At 51.9% G+C, this 17,700-nt stretch carries 16 protein-coding genes; 7 read left to right on the top strand and 9 right to left on the bottom strand.

What is annotated here, in order from left to right; all coding sequences use genetic code 11:
- Positions 1–25: 25 nt before the first annotated feature.
- Both HUG10_RS11665 and HUG10_RS22180 read right to left on the bottom strand, forming a co-directional pair.
- Positions 26–451, bottom strand: coding sequence for a DUF6884 domain-containing protein (locus HUG10_RS11665; RefSeq protein ID WP_179169740.1), 426 nt, complete (start codon positions 449–451; stop codon positions 26–28).
- A gap of 79 nt (positions 452–530) precedes the next feature.
- Positions 531–1,244 (bottom strand): hypothetical protein, encoded by a 714-nt coding sequence (locus tag HUG10_RS22180; protein ID WP_179169739.1) that lies wholly within the window; start codon positions 1,242–1,244, stop codon positions 531–533.
- 193 nt (positions 1,245–1,437) lie between these two features.
- On the opposite strand from HUG10_RS22180, the gene HUG10_RS11655 reads away from it, so the two are divergent.
- The 4 genes from HUG10_RS11655 to HUG10_RS11640 all read left to right on the top strand — a co-directional run bounded on the left by HUG10_RS11655 (position 1,438) and on the right by HUG10_RS11640 (position 6,181).
- Positions 1,438–2,364: a hypothetical protein gene (locus HUG10_RS11655; protein WP_179169738.1), complete on the top strand. Its 927-nt coding sequence runs from the start codon at positions 1,438–1,440 to the stop codon at positions 2,362–2,364.
- 282 nt (positions 2,365–2,646) lie between these two features.
- Complete coding sequence (locus HUG10_RS11650; RefSeq protein WP_179169737.1) at positions 2,647–4,722, top strand: N-6 DNA methylase; 2,076 nt, start codon at positions 2,647–2,649, stop codon at positions 4,720–4,722.
- A 2-nt stretch (positions 4,723–4,724) separates the two neighbouring features.
- Positions 4,725–5,528: a hypothetical protein gene (locus HUG10_RS11645; protein WP_179169736.1), complete on the top strand. Its 804-nt coding sequence runs from the start codon at positions 4,725–4,727 to the stop codon at positions 5,526–5,528.
- A complete protein-coding gene (locus tag HUG10_RS11640; protein WP_179169735.1) occupies positions 5,525–6,181 on the top strand; it encodes an HFX_2341 family transcriptional regulator domain-containing protein in 657 nt (218 codons plus the stop codon). Before HUG10_RS11645 ends, HUG10_RS11640 begins: the two co-directional genes overlap by 4 nt.
- A 581-nt stretch (positions 6,182–6,762) precedes the next feature.
- On the opposite strand, the gene HUG10_RS11635 is transcribed toward HUG10_RS11640, so the two are convergent.
- From HUG10_RS11635 to HUG10_RS11625, 3 genes are read right to left on the bottom strand one after another with little or no spacing between them, the layout of a single operon-like run.
- Positions 6,763–7,977: a restriction endonuclease subunit S gene (locus HUG10_RS11635; protein ID WP_179169734.1), complete on the bottom strand. Its 1,215-nt coding sequence runs from the start codon at positions 7,975–7,977 to the stop codon at positions 6,763–6,765.
- Positions 7,970–9,376: a type I restriction-modification system subunit M gene (locus tag HUG10_RS11630; protein ID WP_179169733.1), complete on the bottom strand. Its 1,407-nt coding sequence runs from the start codon at positions 9,374–9,376 to the stop codon at positions 7,970–7,972. Before HUG10_RS11630 ends, HUG10_RS11635 begins: the two co-directional genes overlap by 8 nt.
- On the bottom strand, positions 9,373–11,595 hold the full coding sequence (locus tag HUG10_RS11625) for a type I restriction endonuclease subunit R (protein ID WP_179169732.1): 2,223 nt from the start codon (positions 11,593–11,595) through the stop codon (positions 9,373–9,375). The genes HUG10_RS11630 and HUG10_RS11625 overlap by 4 nt, the downstream gene beginning before the upstream one ends.
- Before the next feature lie 142 nt (positions 11,596–11,737).
- Between HUG10_RS11625 and HUG10_RS11620 the strand changes: the two genes are divergently transcribed.
- On the top strand, positions 11,738–12,286 hold the full coding sequence (locus HUG10_RS11620) for a TATA-box-binding protein (protein WP_179169731.1): 549 nt from the start codon (positions 11,738–11,740) through the stop codon (positions 12,284–12,286).
- Between the two features lie 17 nt (positions 12,287–12,303).
- On the opposite strand, the gene HUG10_RS21670 is transcribed toward HUG10_RS11620, so the two are convergent.
- Positions 12,304–13,455 (bottom strand): hypothetical protein, encoded by a 1,152-nt coding sequence (locus HUG10_RS21670; protein ID WP_218780590.1) that lies wholly within the window; start codon positions 13,453–13,455, stop codon positions 12,304–12,306.
- A gap of 207 nt (positions 13,456–13,662) precedes the next feature.
- On the opposite strand from HUG10_RS21670, the gene HUG10_RS11610 reads away from it, so the two are divergent.
- Positions 13,663–14,145, top strand: a complete 483-nt coding sequence (locus HUG10_RS11610; protein ID WP_179169730.1) for a hypothetical protein — start codon at positions 13,663–13,665, stop codon at positions 14,143–14,145.
- A 204-nt stretch (positions 14,146–14,349) separates the two neighbouring features.
- On the opposite strand, the gene HUG10_RS11605 is transcribed toward HUG10_RS11610, so the two are convergent.
- The 3 genes from HUG10_RS11605 to HUG10_RS11595 form a co-directional block, all read right to left on the bottom strand.
- Entirely contained in the window at positions 14,350–15,216 is an 867-nt protein-coding gene (locus HUG10_RS11605; protein ID WP_179169729.1) for a hypothetical protein, read from the bottom strand.
- Positions 15,217–15,340: 124 nt separating this feature from the next.
- The gene (locus tag HUG10_RS11600; protein ID WP_179169728.1) at positions 15,341–16,372 is read right to left on the bottom strand and encodes a tyrosine-type recombinase/integrase; all 1,032 of its coding nucleotides are present in this window, start codon (positions 16,370–16,372) and stop codon (positions 15,341–15,343) included.
- Positions 16,373–16,777 carry a hypothetical protein gene (locus HUG10_RS11595; RefSeq protein ID WP_179169727.1) on the bottom strand — a complete coding sequence of 135 codons (405 nt, stop codon included), beginning with the start codon at positions 16,775–16,777 and terminating at the stop codon, positions 16,373–16,375.
- A gap of 53 nt (positions 16,778–16,830) precedes the next feature.
- Here HUG10_RS11595 and HUG10_RS11590 point away from each other — a divergent pair, with 53 nt between their 5' ends.
- Complete coding sequence (locus HUG10_RS11590; RefSeq protein ID WP_179169726.1) at positions 16,831–17,610, top strand: 23S rRNA (uridine(2552)-2'-O)-methyltransferase; 780 nt, start codon at positions 16,831–16,833, stop codon at positions 17,608–17,610.
- Positions 17,611–17,700: the final 90 nt, after the last annotated feature.

Genomic DNA, 17,700 nt, shown 5'->3' with positions numbered 1-17,700 from the left:
GTCTCCTCTGCCTTCCGACCTACCCTCAGAGTCGGTCATTATACCACGATAGCGTCTCTCCAAACCGGAGCCCGTCAGTAGGCGTCTCAATCGAGATGTCTGCCTCTTCAAGGAGCGGGAGCAACTCGTCGTAATAGTCGCGTCCAGCGTGGAACACGAATCGGTTGCCGTCCTCAAGCAGGCCTTCTTCCGTGAGTTGGCGATACACTGTCTGAGCCCAGTCGCGCTTCCGGCTTACAGGCGCACCGCTCAGTGTATCATCGTATGGTTCAATCGCTGGGCCGTTTGGATTGAGGAGATGGTACTTCGCGGAGAGGATATACCAAGAGCCGTGGGCGGACTCAGCGTATTGGCGCGCCTTCCGAAAGAACGCTGACTCCATGTACAGGTCCGCTGGTCGTGCAGCGTGCTCACGCTTGCTCTTGGTGCAACTCAGAAGTCCGATTTCCATGGCCTGTAGTTGGAGTCGCGTCTGAAATATGTATCCTCACTGAGGGTCAAGGAGGTCGTGCTCTTGGAGTGACTCCTGATTAGTTGACTGCGGAGGTCTCCGCAATCTGCCTGCTCAGGTGGTTGAGGAACGCAGGGTCGTACTCCTCATCAACGTGATTGACGTTCCAGAGACCGGATTCGCGGATTTTCTCGCTGCGACTGTACGTGCCGAGCCAATCCCTCGACCGGGGGTCGATGGAGTTCCGTCGGTAGTTGCTTAGGAGGGCAATCATGTTCCGTTCGATGTAGGCTCGTTCGCTGTCGGCACTCGGTTCGTCGTCGACGTTCACCCAGAGGAATGGGAGCTCACGGAGATAGTCGCTTACTCGCCGTTCCAGCTCAAGTTCAGCGAGACGCTGTTCCCGTGCTGCACTCGACCCCTCCCCCCACCAAAGATACTCATCGTGCAACTCGTCACGTTCAATGAACGCTTCCCCCACACGCTTGCGAAACACGGACCCACGATGGTTCCCCCCACCTTCGTATGTCCCACGTTTGGCCCCACGATGGGTTCGGAGGCGGTCCCAGAGAGAGGTACTACTCCCTTCGGAGACGGCGTGCGTGCCAATGCGAGTAATTCGTGGTTGGGATTCGGATGCTCTTGATTCGTCGGGAGTAAAGAAGATGTAGATACCACGGTCTGGCCAGTCCATGTAGCCCGTACACTCTTTGAGCTTCTGTGGCCCCCCGACCCTTTCCTCTAACTCAACGAGTAGCCGATACAGATGGCCAACATCATCTACGCGCGTCATTAGTCCTCTCTTCTCTTCCTCCGGCCGGGGTTGAAAACGATTACGTAGAATCCAAGATAGCCTATTGTCACGACGCACCGATTACTTCGAAAACTCTCCTCAAGATTCAAAATCGGGGGAAGGACACGTACGCATCTGGTGGTGACGCACAACCGTGGTAGTATTTATACATGTGAATGTTCCAACACTCGCTGTGCCAGGACTCCACAAGCATAAAGGAAAGAACTCCTACTATTTCGTTCCACGCCGTCATGGTGATTACCACACGTACCAAATCGAGGACTTAGGCCGAGACATGATACTGCGGCATGGATACGGTGATGGGGACCGCGTCCCATGGAATATCTTCTACACGCTCAATGACCTCGGACTCCTCTATTTTAAAGAGAGTAACGCTGACCCGAGAACGACAGCCCCTGACCCAGATGAGGTTGACTATGACCTCGCTGAGGAGCTTACTATCAAAGAACGCTGCGAGTTCGTCGCTCACGTCTTGGATAACTACGCCTTGTCTGATATCGAGTCTGACGCGTTCTTTAACCTGCTCCTGTCTATCACTAACGCACCGACTGAATACCTGGACTCGGCCATTGAATCTATACTTTCCAATACACCCTTTTCGGCAACAGAAGTAGTAGAGGAATCAGAGGCGGTAGCAGATTATCCACCTCTATTGTTTGCCAGCCTCCTTTACTACTGGTATGAGATGCTCAGGCGCGGAAACAACGCCCAGACGTACGTCAAACAGTACGGTGGTGAATGCATCCACCAGAACGACGAATATGCATACTTTTTGGTCAACAGCGAGGCGGAGCCACCTGAGGACATAGATACGTCCGACCTTCAGCTTGAGATGCCACGGCTGTTATTAGATAGCCTATCTGACCCCGTTGATGGAGTCGACGAAGGATTGCCTGGCGACCTGTTTGAGGAGGTGACGGTCAAGTTGGAAACACGCAAACTGAACCAGGAAACCACTGTTACTGGTCCCGTGGTTGCGCAGGGAATTGCTGAGCTCGAGTTCGTTGGAACGGCAATCGTTCCACTATCTGAGATGAGAACATTGAGCCCGTTAGAAAAACTTCGAGCAGAACTCTCGCTGGACGGCGATTCGTCTTAGTTTATTAGTTGCTACGAAAGCAGAACATCGTTAGTAAGTGTCTCTGTAGCCCGGGCGGAGTTCGCTCAATGACCATCCATGAACTCGTCTATGAGCTCTCTGAACAGGTGTTTTGAACAACCCATGAAATGGTCGGGGTTCATGCGGAGAGGTCCAATTCCCACTAATGAGTCAAGCGATATTAATGCAAATTGGACCTACAATTGGAGTATTCTATCTGTACAAACTCCGCTTTGAGTGTCCAACCAAACGTGTAAATAGTGTATACTCATCTTCAGTCCTATGGACGAACACGGGGCACTAGACAAAGTCCAACGAGAACTTGAGGATAAGTACGGCCCCAAACGTGTTGTCCGTGAGCCATCTTTCGGAGAAGGTGGGAAGTCTCTTCGACCAGATATCCTTGTCTTTACAGATGAGGAGCGAACTACTCCTTTCCTTGCCCTCGAATATAGTAGCCTCAGCACTTCTCACAGAAGGAATGAGGATATTGAGCAGGTACGTAGCTATATCCAGCAGATTGGCGCGCCGTTTGGAGCGATTGTTTCTGGAGAGCTCCGATACATCTTCAAGATTGACCAACATGATGAGCTAATTGAGGTCCCGATTTCGGACTATCCAGATATTAGTGATGTACCAGATGTAGGTCCCAGACCAATCGGTTCCCATAACCTATTCGAGTTCCTCGTCGCCAGAACAAGGGACCAACTTTCGTCAGAACATTCCTGGCGAATTTCAAGTGAGTTCGCTCAACAACTCTATCGTAAATATGAGGCTGACAGCCTCTCGGTCTCCCTTCATTCAGGAGATGAGTTTGATGAGGGAATTGCACGTGTAGACACGTCTATTCAGCAGCGCCATGAGTCGTACGCCCCGGACGTAACCCCTATCGACTCCCCAGTACTTCGGACAGTTTTCTCTGTCTTCTCAAACTACGACCTTGCGAGTACGTCACTCGACATCCGGCGTCAAATTGTTGATGATACCTTCATGAGCGACTTCTTCGATAGTGAGGGGGAGAAATTTTCAACTCCTCCAGAAGTAGCTAACGCCCTTGTGGAGTTGCTGAACATTAACAATGAGGAAGTAGTACTTGACCCTGCTTCTGGATGGGGCTATACTCTCAGGGCAGCTAACGAGTACACCGACGATGTTGTAGGAGTAGAAGTTAATCCAGGCGTAAATAATGCCGCCCTGTTCTTCAACGACCTTCTGGAGAAGTCGGGAACGTACGTGACTGGAGACTTTCTGGAGATGGCTATCCAGGAGGAGCGAGATTCACTCCCCAATACTCAATTGAGCTGGTTTGGAACTGAAGCTGACGCTGATTCTCAGCCGCAGATTCCTGTTGAGTTTGACCGAATTATCTTGGACCCCCCCTATGGGGGTCGTCCCTCAGATGAGGTCATTGAATATATCAACGAGGGGGGCCGTGTGCAACTTCATGAGGCGTTCCTCTCACTGGCGTTAGACCGGCTAGCGGAGGGTGGGCGTTTAGCTGCCATCTTACCGACGACTACTCTAGCAGCGGACCGTAGCGCTTGGTTGCGAGAGAAAATCACCCTCGATTACGATGTGCGGGGAGTCATTGAGATTGGGAGTTCCCAACTTTTCCCCTATCTCAATCTCAGTTTGGTTATCCTTGTAATCGATAACACTAACGAGCGGAGAAGGGAGTTCCCGGGGGTCGTATTTGATGAAGGTACGAGTCCCACGGAAGAACTACCGCGAGCTGTCGAGCAAATCCTAAACCGTGAGGCGGAACTTGTTCGTATTGATGACCCCTCGGAGTCCATTCTGCCCAGTGAACTCCTTGGAATGGCACAAGCAGAGCGCCAACTTCATGAGCGATTTGATAGGGTGGCCTCCTTGGGAGAGGTTGCTGCACAAATTGATGGGGGGGCTCGTCTCTCTGATAATGAATTGGAAGGAAATGTACCCTATCTAAAACTCGGTGCTGACCTTGACGATTCCAAGACGTCCGTGGAGGATGACAAGCCCGTTGCGGGTTCCACTGATGTTCTCGTCGCTATCAAGGCGACCCCCGGAAAGATTTACCGGCCAGAGCAGACCGTTGTTCCCTCCTCAAATTGGGCAATCGTACGCTTCGATTCAGAGGACGCCGCACTAGTATACGCTGCGTATCTGGCCTCCGAACCTGGGAATCAACAACTCACGTCGATGTCACGGGGGGCGACGATTCAGTACGTGCCTCTTCGTCGAGTTAGTGACGTTATCGTCCCTGTTTACTCGGACAATGAACTCGCCGAGAAAGCGAGGCAGGTCCGCGCAAAAAGACAACAGCATCTCGCACAACAGGGAGAATTTTCTGACATTGATTTTGAGGGGGTGTTCTAGCCATGAGCGTAGGTGGTGCCCCTGAGACCGCGGACATACTGGAAGGCACTGTTCTTGAAGAACAATTCGAAGAATGTGATGAAATCATGAGGGATATTATGGCTGATAGACTGGACCCTCAGGATGAGGAGAATCTCTATACGAGAATCGACTTCCAGTACGGTAGAACAAAGGAGAAAACAGTGGAAGTCCTCTCTGACCGGTTCGAAGCAGACGGCCTCAACACCGCGATGAAAACTTTGATTGCAGGAATCATTGAGGCCCAAGGGTTCCACTTCAAACTTGAACGAAACGGGAAAAGAGATGATAGTCTAGAGAATGTAACTCGGTGGTTCAAACTCTATGCAGCCGTTGTCCTTGAGGAGTCTCCAGAGATTCCATTCGAGTTTGCCCTCACCCGGTTCAAGAAGTACAGGGACGTCGTGATTGTCCATCCAGATGGCATTCCGTCGGCGACAAATCGGCCTGAGGCGTCGCTGCTAGGTTTCCTCACTTTGGCATGGACGGCGATGGAGGAAATACTGCAGCTCTGGGAGAAGATTCTCGCAAAATCACAGATTGAATTAATGGGAAGAGAATCAGCTTTAGAAGGTGATAATCCAAAATATGGGTTCATTCACAATCGGTACGAAACACGAGGATTTGTAACGACATACGTCGAGGGACAAGAAGGGCCAGATACACGCTTTACGCTCGATTCTGCTAGGTATTTCCCTGATGAAGGTGACGTCGTAGAGTTAGAAGACGAGTCGGCGAGAGGGAGGGATTACCGAGAGGCTACGTACCTCCAACAGTACCAGCCGTGAACATACACATCGTCCCTCACGGTCGTATCACTTCCCACGTGAAGCGTGGGCTTCGCGCCTACTCGGGGGCCGATAAGGTGTGTCTCCTCACCAGTGATGCTTTTGAAAATGAGGGTGTTAAACTTCAAAACGACCTCGTCGAGTTTGGATACGATGTTGAAAGCCACCTGATTGATGCATTCGACATCCGAAGCGTGGTAGATACTATTGTCAGCATCGCCAAACAGTATCCCGCAGACAACTTCTTCATCAACATTACAGGAGGGACGAATCTTGTCGCAGGGGGTGCGACATCTTCTGCCTTCTTTATTGGAGCGACACCCTACTACGTCCTTGAACCGCAGGGCGAAGACGAGGATATTGATGACCTTGTTATCGAACTCCCAGCCCCTACCCAACCACTCACATTTGAAATTGAAGGACTCCAGAGAGACCTTCTCGTCACTCTCGGCAGATGGGATGAAGAAGGCCGAACCGGCGTTATAATGCGCGAGATTGGGGAGGAACTGGGAGAGTCTGCACAGAAAATCAGTTACCATGTCGACCAGCTGGAGGAACGGGGGTTAGTCGAGCGGAGCCCTTCTGGACGTACCAAACACGTCTCCCTTACGGATGTGGGGAAGCTGTATCTCAAGTGGACAGGAGTGGAGTGATTCCCATTGGCACCAGAAAACGATAGACTGCCTCACTGGACTTCGGCGATAATAGACTCTTGCTTTGTGAGAAATTGGTGAATTTCTGACGGAGTGTTACACCCATACTCCTGCAACTGTGAGTGAACCTTAGTCGGGTAGGGGAATGCCTGAACGGTTCCTTCTAAACACCACGAACAAACGACCTATCATGCCACAGTTCTCGGAGGGGGACCGGGTACGGATTGACTTCCCTGACGAGACGGACCCTGACCATGCCGGATACCACGGTGCACATGGAGTAGTGACCGATATTTTCAGGGATGATGCTGATGTAGTTACCGGGGACGACAGTTCCGTGGACATCTTTCGCGTTGCTTTAGAAGAAGGTAAGATGGTTGATTTCCGCTGGCGTGACTTACGACCTCCGCTGAAGTAGATTTTCTATAGTTTGTGGCCTTTGAGTGCCGAGGCCGAACTATTATCGACCTATTTGCCTTGGTCATTTATCATAGAACGATTGAAGGGAGACAACGGTGCACGACGTGAATACCAAAGATAATCAATACCGTGAATTTGACTACCCGTACTGCTCTTTCAAGTCAGAATTCACCAAGAGAGGCTTGTCCAGAGGAATTAATGTCTTCCTCCACTGTACTGGGTATACTATAGGACATTTCTCCGTTAAAGGCATCTTTTAACAGTGATTTAGGAAACCTATCGAGGATTTTCCTACTTGTTTTGATATCAACATCGATTTTCCGTATGGTACTTTCTAATGAATGTATTTTTGAGATTATTTTCTGTTGTTTTTCAATAGAGGGAAGGAGGATAGACATACTGTTGATTTCGCCGGTGTTGATATTTGCCTGACTTACGGCTTGCTTTGATTTTTCATTTATTTCGCTCCTTCCTAAGGTAGAATTCATGTACCGGACATAGAACTCTGGTAGAATTCGTTCTTTATCTAGATAAATCCGGATAAGATAGGATGCAAAGACCGCGTTCTCTAATCCCCCATCGTAGATGGCGGTCTTCCCAACAAGCTCCTTACTGTTTGTCCGGTTAAATAATACATCCCCCTCCCTGAGAGAATATTTCTCAAATTCGCTATCTGTGAGTTCAATGTGCTTCAAATCAGAATAATCCATTGACCCCTTTTCATCATAGTTACCCATACGAAGGATTGGATATCCTTGTCCATCTTCATTCATTGCCTCGGAAATACCGTACTGTGAATCCTCGATAACATCACCAGAGTTGACCTTAGTGGCGTTAGAAGATTTCACGCCACTTAGAAATATGGTGGATTCTAGCTGCTCACAAATCGTGTTTGCACGCTCAATTTCATCACTGCTTTCCTTGACAAGTGAGAATAGGTAGTCCAGCTTTTGCACAATACGTTTTTGCTCACTAATTGGAGGAATTGGAATAGATATCTCCTGCAAATCTCCCTTTCTAAGGCTAGGAACTGCACTAGACGTGTCATATCGTTCAAGGTCTAGGTATTCGAAGAAATAATAGAGATATCTTGGTATGGCCTCATTCTCATATACATCAGTATAAAAGGTAGTGTCTATTGCCCAGAAGGGTTCTGTAACAAACCAGACCTTATCAATTGAACCCTTTCTTCCTAATATAACGGCAGGCTGCTCGTAGAGTGCCTCATCATGATAACCATTAACACCGCCAGAACCGTAGACAGGCACATCTCCTCCATTCCTGTCACGTTTTGGAAGACCATCTCCGTAAGTGATTTCGCAGACATCACCAACGGCTTTTATTTCCCAGCATTTGGGTAAACGCTCCTCATTCATCTTCAGCGCCCTCTTCAAGTTCCTCAAGTACAGTTTCCACGTTCTCTGTAACAGTCTCTTGAATCGAGAGCAACTCTGTTATAAGTTCCTCGGGCTCTGGTATCTCTTCTTCTTCACTCTCAAATTGTTTGTATTTCTTATAGTTGAGTGAATATCCGTTCTCTTGTATTTCCTCAATGCCTGCTCTAAAGAACCCGTTACTTTTTTCACTAGAATTAAATTCTTCAAGGAATCCCTCAAAGTGTTCGATTGTTAGCGGGTTACTTTTCTTTATTTTCTCAATGTCCGTTCTCAAGTCATAGAACCATACTTCTTCTGTCGGTTCACCCTTTTCAAAGAATACGACATTAGTAGTTACATTCGTATATGGGTGAAACGCCCCAATTGGTAAAATCAAGACGGTATGGAGATTAAAGTCCCGTAGCAGTTCTTCTCTCACCCTTTTAGCATGTCCACTTTGGAAAAGGACTCCGTCCGGAACAACCATCCCGCACTTGCCACCCTCTTTTAGTAAACTCATGGCATGCTGGACAAAGTTGAGCTCAGGCGATTTCGTTTCGACCATAAAATCCTGTCGAGGCCGTTTCCTCTTCTGGTTACCTCCGTATGGAGGATTAGTGAGTATTATATCATATTTCTCTTCAATATGAGGACCTGGCTCAAGGGAATCACCAACAACGAAATTTTGCGGTTGGAGGTCATGTAACGCGAGATTCATTAGACCAAGACGACGTGTTTCAGGAACTAACTCCATACCCGAAAGATTCTCAGTCATTAGAGCTTGGCGCTCCTCCCGAGAGAGGTCCAGTCCCTCATTCGTCTTGTCTAAGATATGCTCAAATGCATGGATTAGGAACCCGCCCGTCCCTGCAGCGGGGTCATGTATTTTATCATCATGGTCCGGGTCAACAGCCTTTACAACTGCTTTGATAGCCGCTCTCGGGGTGAAGTACTGTCCTGCACCCTTCGCTTCCTCAGCGTACTTCTCAAGAAGTGACTCGTAAGCTGCTCCCTTGACATCAGTGTCAATTTCAGACCAATTCACCTCATCAATCTCACGCACAGCCTTTCGGAGATTGACCGGCGTTCGGAACTGGCTATTCACTCGTGCGAAAATCTCCCCAATAATTCCCTCCTGCTCGCCGAGCTGAGGCAATACGGTCGTATTATAGTGCGAAAGCAGCTCCTCTCCGTCTTTCTGTTTTAGTGTCTCCCAACGACACTCCTCAGGGACTTCTATCGGTTCCTCTCCAAATGTTTCCTTTTCGTCCATCATTTTCAGGAAAAGGAGGACCGTTACTTGCTCGACGTAGGTCCCAATGTGCATCCCGTCGTCGCGCAGGATTCCGCAAATGTCCCAAATCTTATTCTTGACATCCATCCGTCCGTTTTCGCTCATGCTAGAATCACTTCCTCGTTAAGTTCGTGAATCACGTCTCTTAACTCCTCTTCGCCACCGAACGCTTTCGCAGCAGACCTCCAACCTCCACGTCGTGAAAACGGGATACGGTTGAAGTCTTCCTTTTTAATGACCTTCTCCTGCACGAAGTGACGCTGAATCATGTTCAGCCAATCGCGCTCTTTTTCGGTGAAGTCCTTATCCTGAATCCAGGCGTCGAAGGCCTTCTCAACCCGGTCCTCCGTGGTGGGGAACTCGTCTTCACCGAGGGCGTGTTTGATGAAGCCGATGATATCGGTCATCTCCTGCCCATAGGCCTTTTGCAGCTTCTCTTCGGAGAACTTCTCCGGCTCGTCGTGAAGTTTTCGATTGAGTTCCCGGAGGTGCTTTCGCTTGAGGGCTTCCGGGGACTCCATTATTATCTTTATTGCTTCAATCTCGGACTGGTTCTGCCTCACGTACCGCTCGAAGTGAGTGACATAGTCGTCAGGCCGTATCTCCTTACCGTCCTCCGTCTCGAACATATACCCCGAGAACTCGAGGTGGTCCTGAACGTCGTCAGCGACGATGATTTCGTCGTCCTCGTGGTCCTCTCGCTTCTTCTTCCCGGACTTCTCTTCGTCGACGGTCCCATCAGGGCGATACGTGTTGAACGGCGGCGTCTCGCTGAAGTAATCGACGATACCGATGCAGTCGTAGATAGTGAACTTCTCTTTGCCAATCTCGTCGCAGGTGCGAGTCCCCCGGCCAATCATCTGGTTGTAGAGGACGGCGGAACGAGTTGGCCGGATGAAGATGATGTTCTCGATGGGTTTGACGTCAACTCCCGTGCTAACCATATCGACCGTCACCGCGATTTTCGGGTACTTCTGATTTCGGAAGCGCTTAATCCAGCCGTCGGGGTCGTCGGTCGTGTAGGTGATTTTCTTGACGTAGCGGTCGTCCTTGTCGGAGTAGACCTCTCTGAATATCTTCTCTAGCTCGGTAGCGTGACGGTCATTCTTAGCGAAAACCAGCGTCTTCTCGTCCTCGCCTGATTGCTTCCGGAACTCTTCTGCTATGAGGCGATTCGTAGAGGGGACGGTGATTTTGTTTTCGAGGTCTTCGGGATTGTACTCCTCATCCTCGTAGTAGAGACCGACCATGGTGATGCCCGTCTGAATCCGGTACGTCTCGTAGGGAACGACGTGACCATCATCGACGGCCTGCCAGTAGCCGTATTGGTAGACCCAATTTTCGTTGAAGTAGCTGAGCGTGTGCGTCGCCGGCGTCGCCGTCAGACCGAGCTGGAGGGCGTCGAAATGATTCAGAACGACGCGCCAGTCCCCGTAGATAGAGCGGTGGGACTCGTCGGAGATAATGAAGTCGAATGCATCCTGCGGGATGTCGAGTTCGTCGTGATTTTCGAGCAGACTGTACATTCCCTGGAGGGTTGCGACGACGATATCCGCGTTCTCGGGATAGATGCCGTCTTCAACTTGCTCGATGATGTAGATGTCGCTCAGCTTCATCGCCGGGCCGACGTCGTAGTTATTGAACGCGCTCTCGGCTTGATTCCCGAGGCTGTTACGGTCGACGAGGAAGAGGACGCTATTGACGTAGCCGGATTTCAGGAGGCGGTAAGTTTCAGCACAGGCCATCCGAGTCTTTCCAGTCCCGGTCGCCATCTGAACGAGCATCCGGCGCTTGTTCTCTTGGATAGACTCTTCGATGCTCTGGATTGCCTCGAACTGGTTGTCCCAGAGGTTAGGGTCGGACTCTCGAATCGGGTTATCCTCTAGCCACTCCTTCGCGGCTTTGTAATCGGTATTGAGGAACTGGTCGAGACCTTCGGGTCGGTGGAACCCTCGGAGTTTTCGTTCACGCGGTGCCTCTTCCCGAAGGTCCTGAAACCATACTTCGTCTGAGTTCGCGGTGAACACGAATGGGACGCCGTATCGCCCGGCGTAGTTCTCTCCCGTACCGATATCTTGTGCGTATCGTTTGGATTGGGTTAGAGCAGCGTAGGCGTCTTTCTGGGCTTCTTTCGCTTCCACGACCGCGATGGGCTTCCCTGAGACCAGGAGGGCGTAATCAACGGGACCAGAAGAAGTGGGATATTCCCTTTCGAAGCCCGTATCACCTCCCTCCTCTTCGAGGTCTACCCAGCCTGCTTCCTTTAGCTGGGTGTCGATGACCTCCCGGGCTTCTTTTTCGGGGTCGGTGCCTTTGTCAGCCATTGCTCACTACATTTCACTCGGGGTATAAGTGCTCTTCCGACAGTCACTCTCAATATACCCCACAGAGAGCGGAAACCAGCAAGTGTATTGACGAGGCATGAGGTAGTTTGAAATAAGATTTGACTGTGATTCGGAGGTCAAGATGGTAGAGATTGTAAATGTCGTCGCGTCGGGTGCTCTAAATGTCGAACTCGATTTAGAACGCCTCGCTGACGATATCGGTGAGCCGGTCGCTTGCTACGACCCGGACAAGTATCCAGGGATGTACCTCCGATTCGAGGAAGACGCGCCGCTAATAACGGTCTACAGAACGGGGAAATTCATCATCACCGGCGCGGACTCCGAGGATGAATCCTACTCGCTCCGAGAACAATTTCTGAGTCTGTTCTCTGACATGGGAGTTATTGAGGAACCGGAGGACAAATGGTTCGCTATTCAAAACTACGTCTGTACTGGTGAGTTAGAGCAGAATCTCGATTTGAATGCACTCGCTATCGGGTTAGGCCTCGAGAACACTGAATACGAACCAGAGCAATTCCCGGGTTTGGTGTATCGCCCCGAATCGGGGGAGAGTGTTCTGCTTATCTTCAATACGGGGCAGGCAGTTATCACTGGGGCGAGAGACTTACAGACCGCGGAGAATTCATTCAAAGAATTGAAAACAAGGCTCTCAGAGCTTTTCAAGTCCTAAAGCCAGTCAGGCGAGTTTCAAAGAATATCGTCCGTGGTTTCTGCTGTTCGGAACGACCCCAAGTCCGTGTACCGGAGCCCATAGGGCACACGTGTGGCTAGCGGAATTGGGTCGGACAACTCAAACAGGGAGTCCGGTTCGAATACGACGACTCGCTTGTCGCGGTCAAAGTTGGCTTGGTCACCAATATAGGATTCAAGCGAACGTGCGAGCGTCGCTTCCGTAGCCGGAACTATCTCTTTCACTCGAGCCACGTACGTGACGGCGCCCACGTCGCCAGTGATGTACATGCCAACGTACTCTGGGTCCTGGTTGACACGGACAAATCCCCATGCGTTGTTCTCTTTTAGAAAGGGAATCCCGTCCTCTCGAGAGGGGAAGATGGCAACCTTCGCATCATCAAGGCCTTCGAGGTTACTACGAGACAGCTGTCCAACGACGGCATTCGCGTCCACCTCTGGCGTCCACCCCCCGACCCCCTGTTCCGGTCCATTAGTGCCAGTCTGCACAGGCTCACGGAATTCGATGACATCTTGGACCAGCTCAACTAGTGACCCAACATTGATGGTATCCAGCGGGAGAAGCAGTTTCAGTATTTGCTCGTGTTGCAGGCCCGATTCCTCTTGAATCGCGAGGAGCGTGAGTAGGTGCGAGGCAGGTATTGTACGTATATGGTCGCGATACTCTGAGCCACGAATCGTACTCACGACGGTATCAACATCGTCATCGCCGATAACATAAAGGCCATACACCGACGACGAGTCGAGGTTCTGCTCGGCGACCAACTCGTCCATATAGCCGCCAGCCTGACCCGGGTCGATAGTATACGCAGTACTCTTCTTCGTCTCTACGACTAGGTGGACATCCTCGTCTCCTTCACTGGCGTTTGAACTCCAGAGACCGTCATTGCCGATAGTGTCTGTTGTCCCCTGATACGGCCCGTATTCCACAGTGAAGCCGAGACGTTGTCCAATGTTGTTGACGATGTCTTGGAGGGCCCGATTATGGTATGACTCTGACCCGTTTAACGCCTCATTCAGAAACTGTTCGACCTCTTCGCTCGTTGTCTGCTCATCTTCGAGGATACTTCGAAACTTCTCGGCACTCGTCGAACCATCACGATACTCCCCAGCAATGTCAACAAGGAGGTCAAGCGTCAGTTCAACCATAGACCAAGAGTTGAGCGCGTAGCATATAATCCCAAATGCCGACACCAGTGTCACTCATCCATTCAACCCACGTTATTCATCGATGTCAGAGACAAGTGATGTGGACTATTTTGCGTGGTCAACGGCAGAGAAGAGACTTTACCCACGGACTCCCTAGAAATGACTCGTAGGTACATTTAACAACGAGAGCCCCACGAGTTCAAGACCATGAGTTCCCCCACCAGTCCTTCAACCCTACGAGCATTCTTGGATATCCTTAAGGACGAGCTGGGCTGGCAATTCAATCTTAACGAGTTTGACGACCGCCTCCGGCTTCAGAAGTTCGTCTATCTCGCCTCCGCATTTGGCTTCGAGCACCCATATTCATACGGCATGCATCTTCGTGGGCCCTACTCTCCGCCGCTTGCGCAAGATTACTATTCTGACCTGAGTTCTATCGAGCCTGCTGACGACGCTCTTCGCACGTTCGATGTTGCGAACTTTACAGAGCTCGTAGAGAGCCGCGACGTTCGGTGGTTAGAAGTCGCGGCGACGTTGCGTGCCTACGTCATCCGCCTCCAACGGACGGGCACAGGAGGGAACGTCATTGAGCGTGCAATTGAGGAGACGATGGAGGAAAAGGACGAACCGCGACGCTATGTGGAGCAGGTCTACGATGATTTACGCCGTGCCCACGCCATTTCTGACTAAGAATTACAAACCAAATATCGTCCTGAGATGGTTGAAATTCTCAGCCGAAATACTCCAATCCACACGCTTAATAGAATTCGAGACCGTAACTACTAGCATGGACGCTGAGAGGGCATACCGCGAGGTACGTGAGCGAGCGGGGATGCGTTCGGATGTCCGCGACCGAATTCGGGAGAAGTCGCGCGCACTGTCTGACCTTCCCGATTACTGAGTAGCGGCTAGTCTATCGAGGAAGACTCGTTTTCCAGGGTCCTGTTCACCGATGAGCGTGTCGTATTCCGTCCGCTCAAGGATTTGGTAAACGAACTCTATGCTGAGTTCCCTGTGTTGCTGACGAAAGTGTGACCACGGGTCGTCAACCCAGATATTGTAGTCTTCGAACGCAGCAACGACATCATTCTTCCGAACGATAGAGGTGCATCCCCAATCCTCGATGTACCGGAACATCTTGGCCTTCCGTGCGAGCATTAGGAGCCGCTTCGATTCGTGGACATACTCCTCGGACCAGTCGAACCACTCGCCATGGACTCCTGTATCTGGAATTTCGAAATCGGGTTTGAAAGTCCCCAGGTACGTTTCCACTAAGCTTAGTGAACTGCGGTGGTTCGCGTTCGGTAATCCGTGGCCGAAGATAAGGTTCGAGAGAAGGCAGCCAGCAACATTCGGCACGGGTTGACGCCATTGTGTTCCCGTGACTTCCTCGACGATACGACGGAGTTCCGGCCGCTTATACCACTTGAGCGGGTCCCCTTCCTGCTCCCACTTCTTTTCAATAGACCGGAATGCTTCTAGGAGTGTCTCCACGATGAGCGACTCTCGCCGCGTGAGGCTGGCGATGTCCTCGTCTGGAAATTCGCGAGAGTATATCTCCGCGGTATAGAGGGCGTGAATTTGTTGGTCGTACCTCTGAGACACAATCTGCGACTCAAAGTGCTGAACCTCGTGCCCGGCAGCTTCTTGGAGGAGGTGCTGCTCCCGCGCCTCAACACGTTCCCGAGAAGGGTGGCAGAACTGCAGCGAGAGCACCGTGCCGTCGTCCAATCGACGATGGTACGACAGGTCCTCGGGCACAAGCAAATCCCTCACTGGGGATGGCGAAATAGCTTATCATCGGCCCTTAACAGCTCCTTGAGCAGTAGTCAACATTTCAACTGCCCCGTCTAATCCGAGATAGTCGTCTAACGAGAGGTGAAACTTAGGGTCTGTAGCGTCGCTCTGCTTCGTGTACGTCGTCGGGACGGAACTCAATGTAGCGGTCCTCCGTGATGTCGACGCTCGCATGTCCCATCAGTCGCTTGAGGTACGGTAACGGCATCCCGTTCTTCACCCGGTTGACAGCGTAACTGTGCCTGAAGGCATGTGGGAATATCCTCTTCTGGTTCTTCCCTCGTTGGTTCGGCTCCAGGTCCTCCTGTACTTCTGCCCGGTCTGCAACCTCATACACCGTCTTCCTGACCATTACAGGGGAGAACTCAGGGGTCTTCTGCGTGATGAGCAGACTGTCGCTATCGGTGTGGGTCGGGTACTTGTGACGGCCCCCGCGATTAATCCATTCCCGGAGGCGTGCGGCCGTTGCCCCGGTGTACCATACGTCGCGTGTCTCGACCTCGTCCTTCCTGGTCTTTGCGTTCGTGACGATGAGCCGATTCTCATCCATTATTACGTCATTTGTGTCCAGTCGAGTCAACTCACTGGCTCTCAGGCCACAATCCCACAGGATTCGGATGACAAGCTCCTCACGAAGCGTTTCACATGCCTCCACCATGCCTTCGTAGACAGGCTTCTCGAAGTAGATGATTTCCTGCCCTGACTGTTTTCTCAGTGTAGTTTCAGTAACTTCCTTGTCTATCTTAATCTCCGCAGCGGGGTTGTCCCCGGGGTCATCTTCCGATGCTGGTTCTAGACTTTCGTACCAGTCCAACTTTTCCTCCGGCTCCTCCCGTCGGTCAATCTCCATTGACGCTGATTCGGTCATCCAGGTCCACCACATCCGGATGTAGTACCAGCGTGTTCGGATGGTGCTGTTTGCGTATCCTTCTTTATCTCGTTGGTGCCGAATGTACTGCAGGAGGTCGTTGGACTCCAGGTCGTCTAAGTCGTCGATTCCTCTCTTATCAAGCCAAAGCAACAGGGGTTGAAGTGACTGCTCCTTACACCTGTTTGTCTTCTCGGGGTCACGACCGTCAGTGTACTCCCGCCAGTCGTCGTACGCATCGATTGGATGCATTCACTCTCCCCCGTCCTCGTCGTCTTCAGGGACCTCTGCAAATTCGAGTTCAAATGCATCCGTATCGTCGTCATCTAGCTCTTCACGGTAGATGTACGACTCGAAAAGAGGAAGAAGTGTTCCCTCTGCCCAATTCTGCAGGTCTTGACCATCGAGCGTGTCCTGATGTAGGTTATTGAGGCTCTGATTGTTTTGAGCTAAAGTAGCCTCAATGTTGGTTACCGTATCAAGGATTTCAAGCAGTTCGTCAGAGTGCCCTTCATCGTCCGCAGCGATGTACTGCTCTACAGCTAATCGGACCATCTCACTGGTGTTGTTAACCGCGGGGTCATCTTCCGCAGCGGTCTTCCAGCGTTCTTTTTGCTCGTCGTCGACAACGACGTGTATGGTCTTCCGTTTGCTCATCTACACGATGGGAGAACTGTTAGACGATAAAGCTATGGAGGCGATATGTCCATATGAGTGACGAGTACTACAACAAGGCGAAACAGCAGGGCTACCGCGCCCGCTCCGCCTACAAGCTCCAGCAACTGGACGACGAGGCGGACCTCCTCTCGCGGGGCGACACGGTCGTGGACCTCGGCGCGGCCCCCGGCGGCTGGCTCCAGGTCGCGGCCGAGCGGGTCGGCCCGGACGGCCGCGTCGTCGGCGTCGACTTCCAGCGGATCGACGACCTCGAACACGACACCGTGGAGACGGTCCGGGGGGACATGACCGAGGACCGCACGCGCTACTACCTCCGGAAGGCGCTCGGCGCCGAGGAGGACGAGCACGTCGTCGACGTCGTCGTCTCCGACATGGCGCCGAACATGTCCGGCGAGTACTCGCTGGACCACGCCCGGTCCATCCACCTCGCCCGGCAGGCGTTCGACACCGCGCTCGAACTCCTGAAGCCGGGCGGCGACTTCGTCGTGAAGGTGTTCGACGGCCCCGACCTCGCTGACTTCCGCGCTGCCGTCGGGGAGGAGTTCCAGTACGTCCGCGCCTACACGCCGGAGGCCAGCCGGAAGCAGTCCTCGGAGCGCTACCTCATCGCGAAGGGTCGCACCGACGCGCCCGTGGCCGAGGGCGACGAGGTGGAACTGGAGATCACCGACACCGGCGACGAGGGCGACGGCATCGCGCGGATCGACGGCTTTACCGTGTTCGTGAGCGACGCCGCGGAGGGCGAGACGGTCCGCGCGAGAGTCGGCGACGTGAAGCCGCGGTTCGCGTTCGCGGAGCGGCTCGACGGCTGAGATCCTAGCTATGCAGTGATGTAACTATCCGAACGCGGGTCGGAGTGCAACAGCTGGTCGGTCAAGTCTGCGACCGTCCCACTCTCGAGG

It is taken from the genome of Halorarum halophilum (genome assembly GCF_013401515.1).
GTDB classification, from domain to species: domain Archaea; phylum Halobacteriota; class Halobacteria; order Halobacteriales; family Haloferacaceae; genus Halorarum; species Halorarum halophilum.
This window is presented reverse-complemented; position numbering and strand designations above follow the sequence as displayed.

Coding starts and splice junctions, on each gene's coding strand:
- HUG10_RS11600 (WP_179169728.1), bottom strand. CDS start 16,372: ATGCATCCAATCGATGCGTACGACGACTGGCGGGAGTACACTGACGGT.
- HUG10_RS11610 (WP_179169730.1), top strand. CDS start 13,663: ATGAGTTCCCCCACCAGTCCTTCAACCCTACGAGCATTCTTGGATATC.
- HUG10_RS11645 (WP_179169736.1), top strand. CDS start 4,725: ATGAGCGTAGGTGGTGCCCCTGAGACCGCGGACATACTGGAAGGCACT.
- HUG10_RS11630 (WP_179169733.1), bottom strand. CDS start 9,376: ATGAGCGAAAACGGACGGATGGATGTCAAGAATAAGATTTGGGACATT.
- HUG10_RS11620 (WP_179169731.1), top strand. CDS start 11,738: ATGGTAGAGATTGTAAATGTCGTCGCGTCGGGTGCTCTAAATGTCGAA.
- HUG10_RS11635 (WP_179169734.1), bottom strand. CDS start 7,977: ATGAATGAGGAGCGTTTACCCAAATGCTGGGAAATAAAAGCCGTTGGT.
- HUG10_RS21670 (WP_218780590.1), bottom strand. CDS start 13,455: ATGGTTGAACTGACGCTTGACCTCCTTGTTGACATTGCTGGGGAGTAT.
- HUG10_RS11650 (WP_179169737.1), top strand. CDS start 2,647: ATGGACGAACACGGGGCACTAGACAAAGTCCAACGAGAACTTGAGGAT.
- HUG10_RS22180 (WP_179169739.1), bottom strand. CDS start 1,244: ATGACGCGCGTAGATGATGTTGGCCATCTGTATCGGCTACTCGTTGAG.
- HUG10_RS11665 (WP_179169740.1), bottom strand. CDS start 451: ATGGAAATCGGACTTCTGAGTTGCACCAAGAGCAAGCGTGAGCACGCT.
- HUG10_RS11595 (WP_179169727.1), bottom strand. CDS start 16,777: ATGAGCAAACGGAAGACCATACACGTCGTTGTCGACGACGAGCAAAAA.
- HUG10_RS11625 (WP_179169732.1), bottom strand. CDS start 11,595: ATGGCTGACAAAGGCACCGACCCCGAAAAAGAAGCCCGGGAGGTCATC.
- HUG10_RS11590 (WP_179169726.1), top strand. CDS start 16,831: ATGAGTGACGAGTACTACAACAAGGCGAAACAGCAGGGCTACCGCGCC.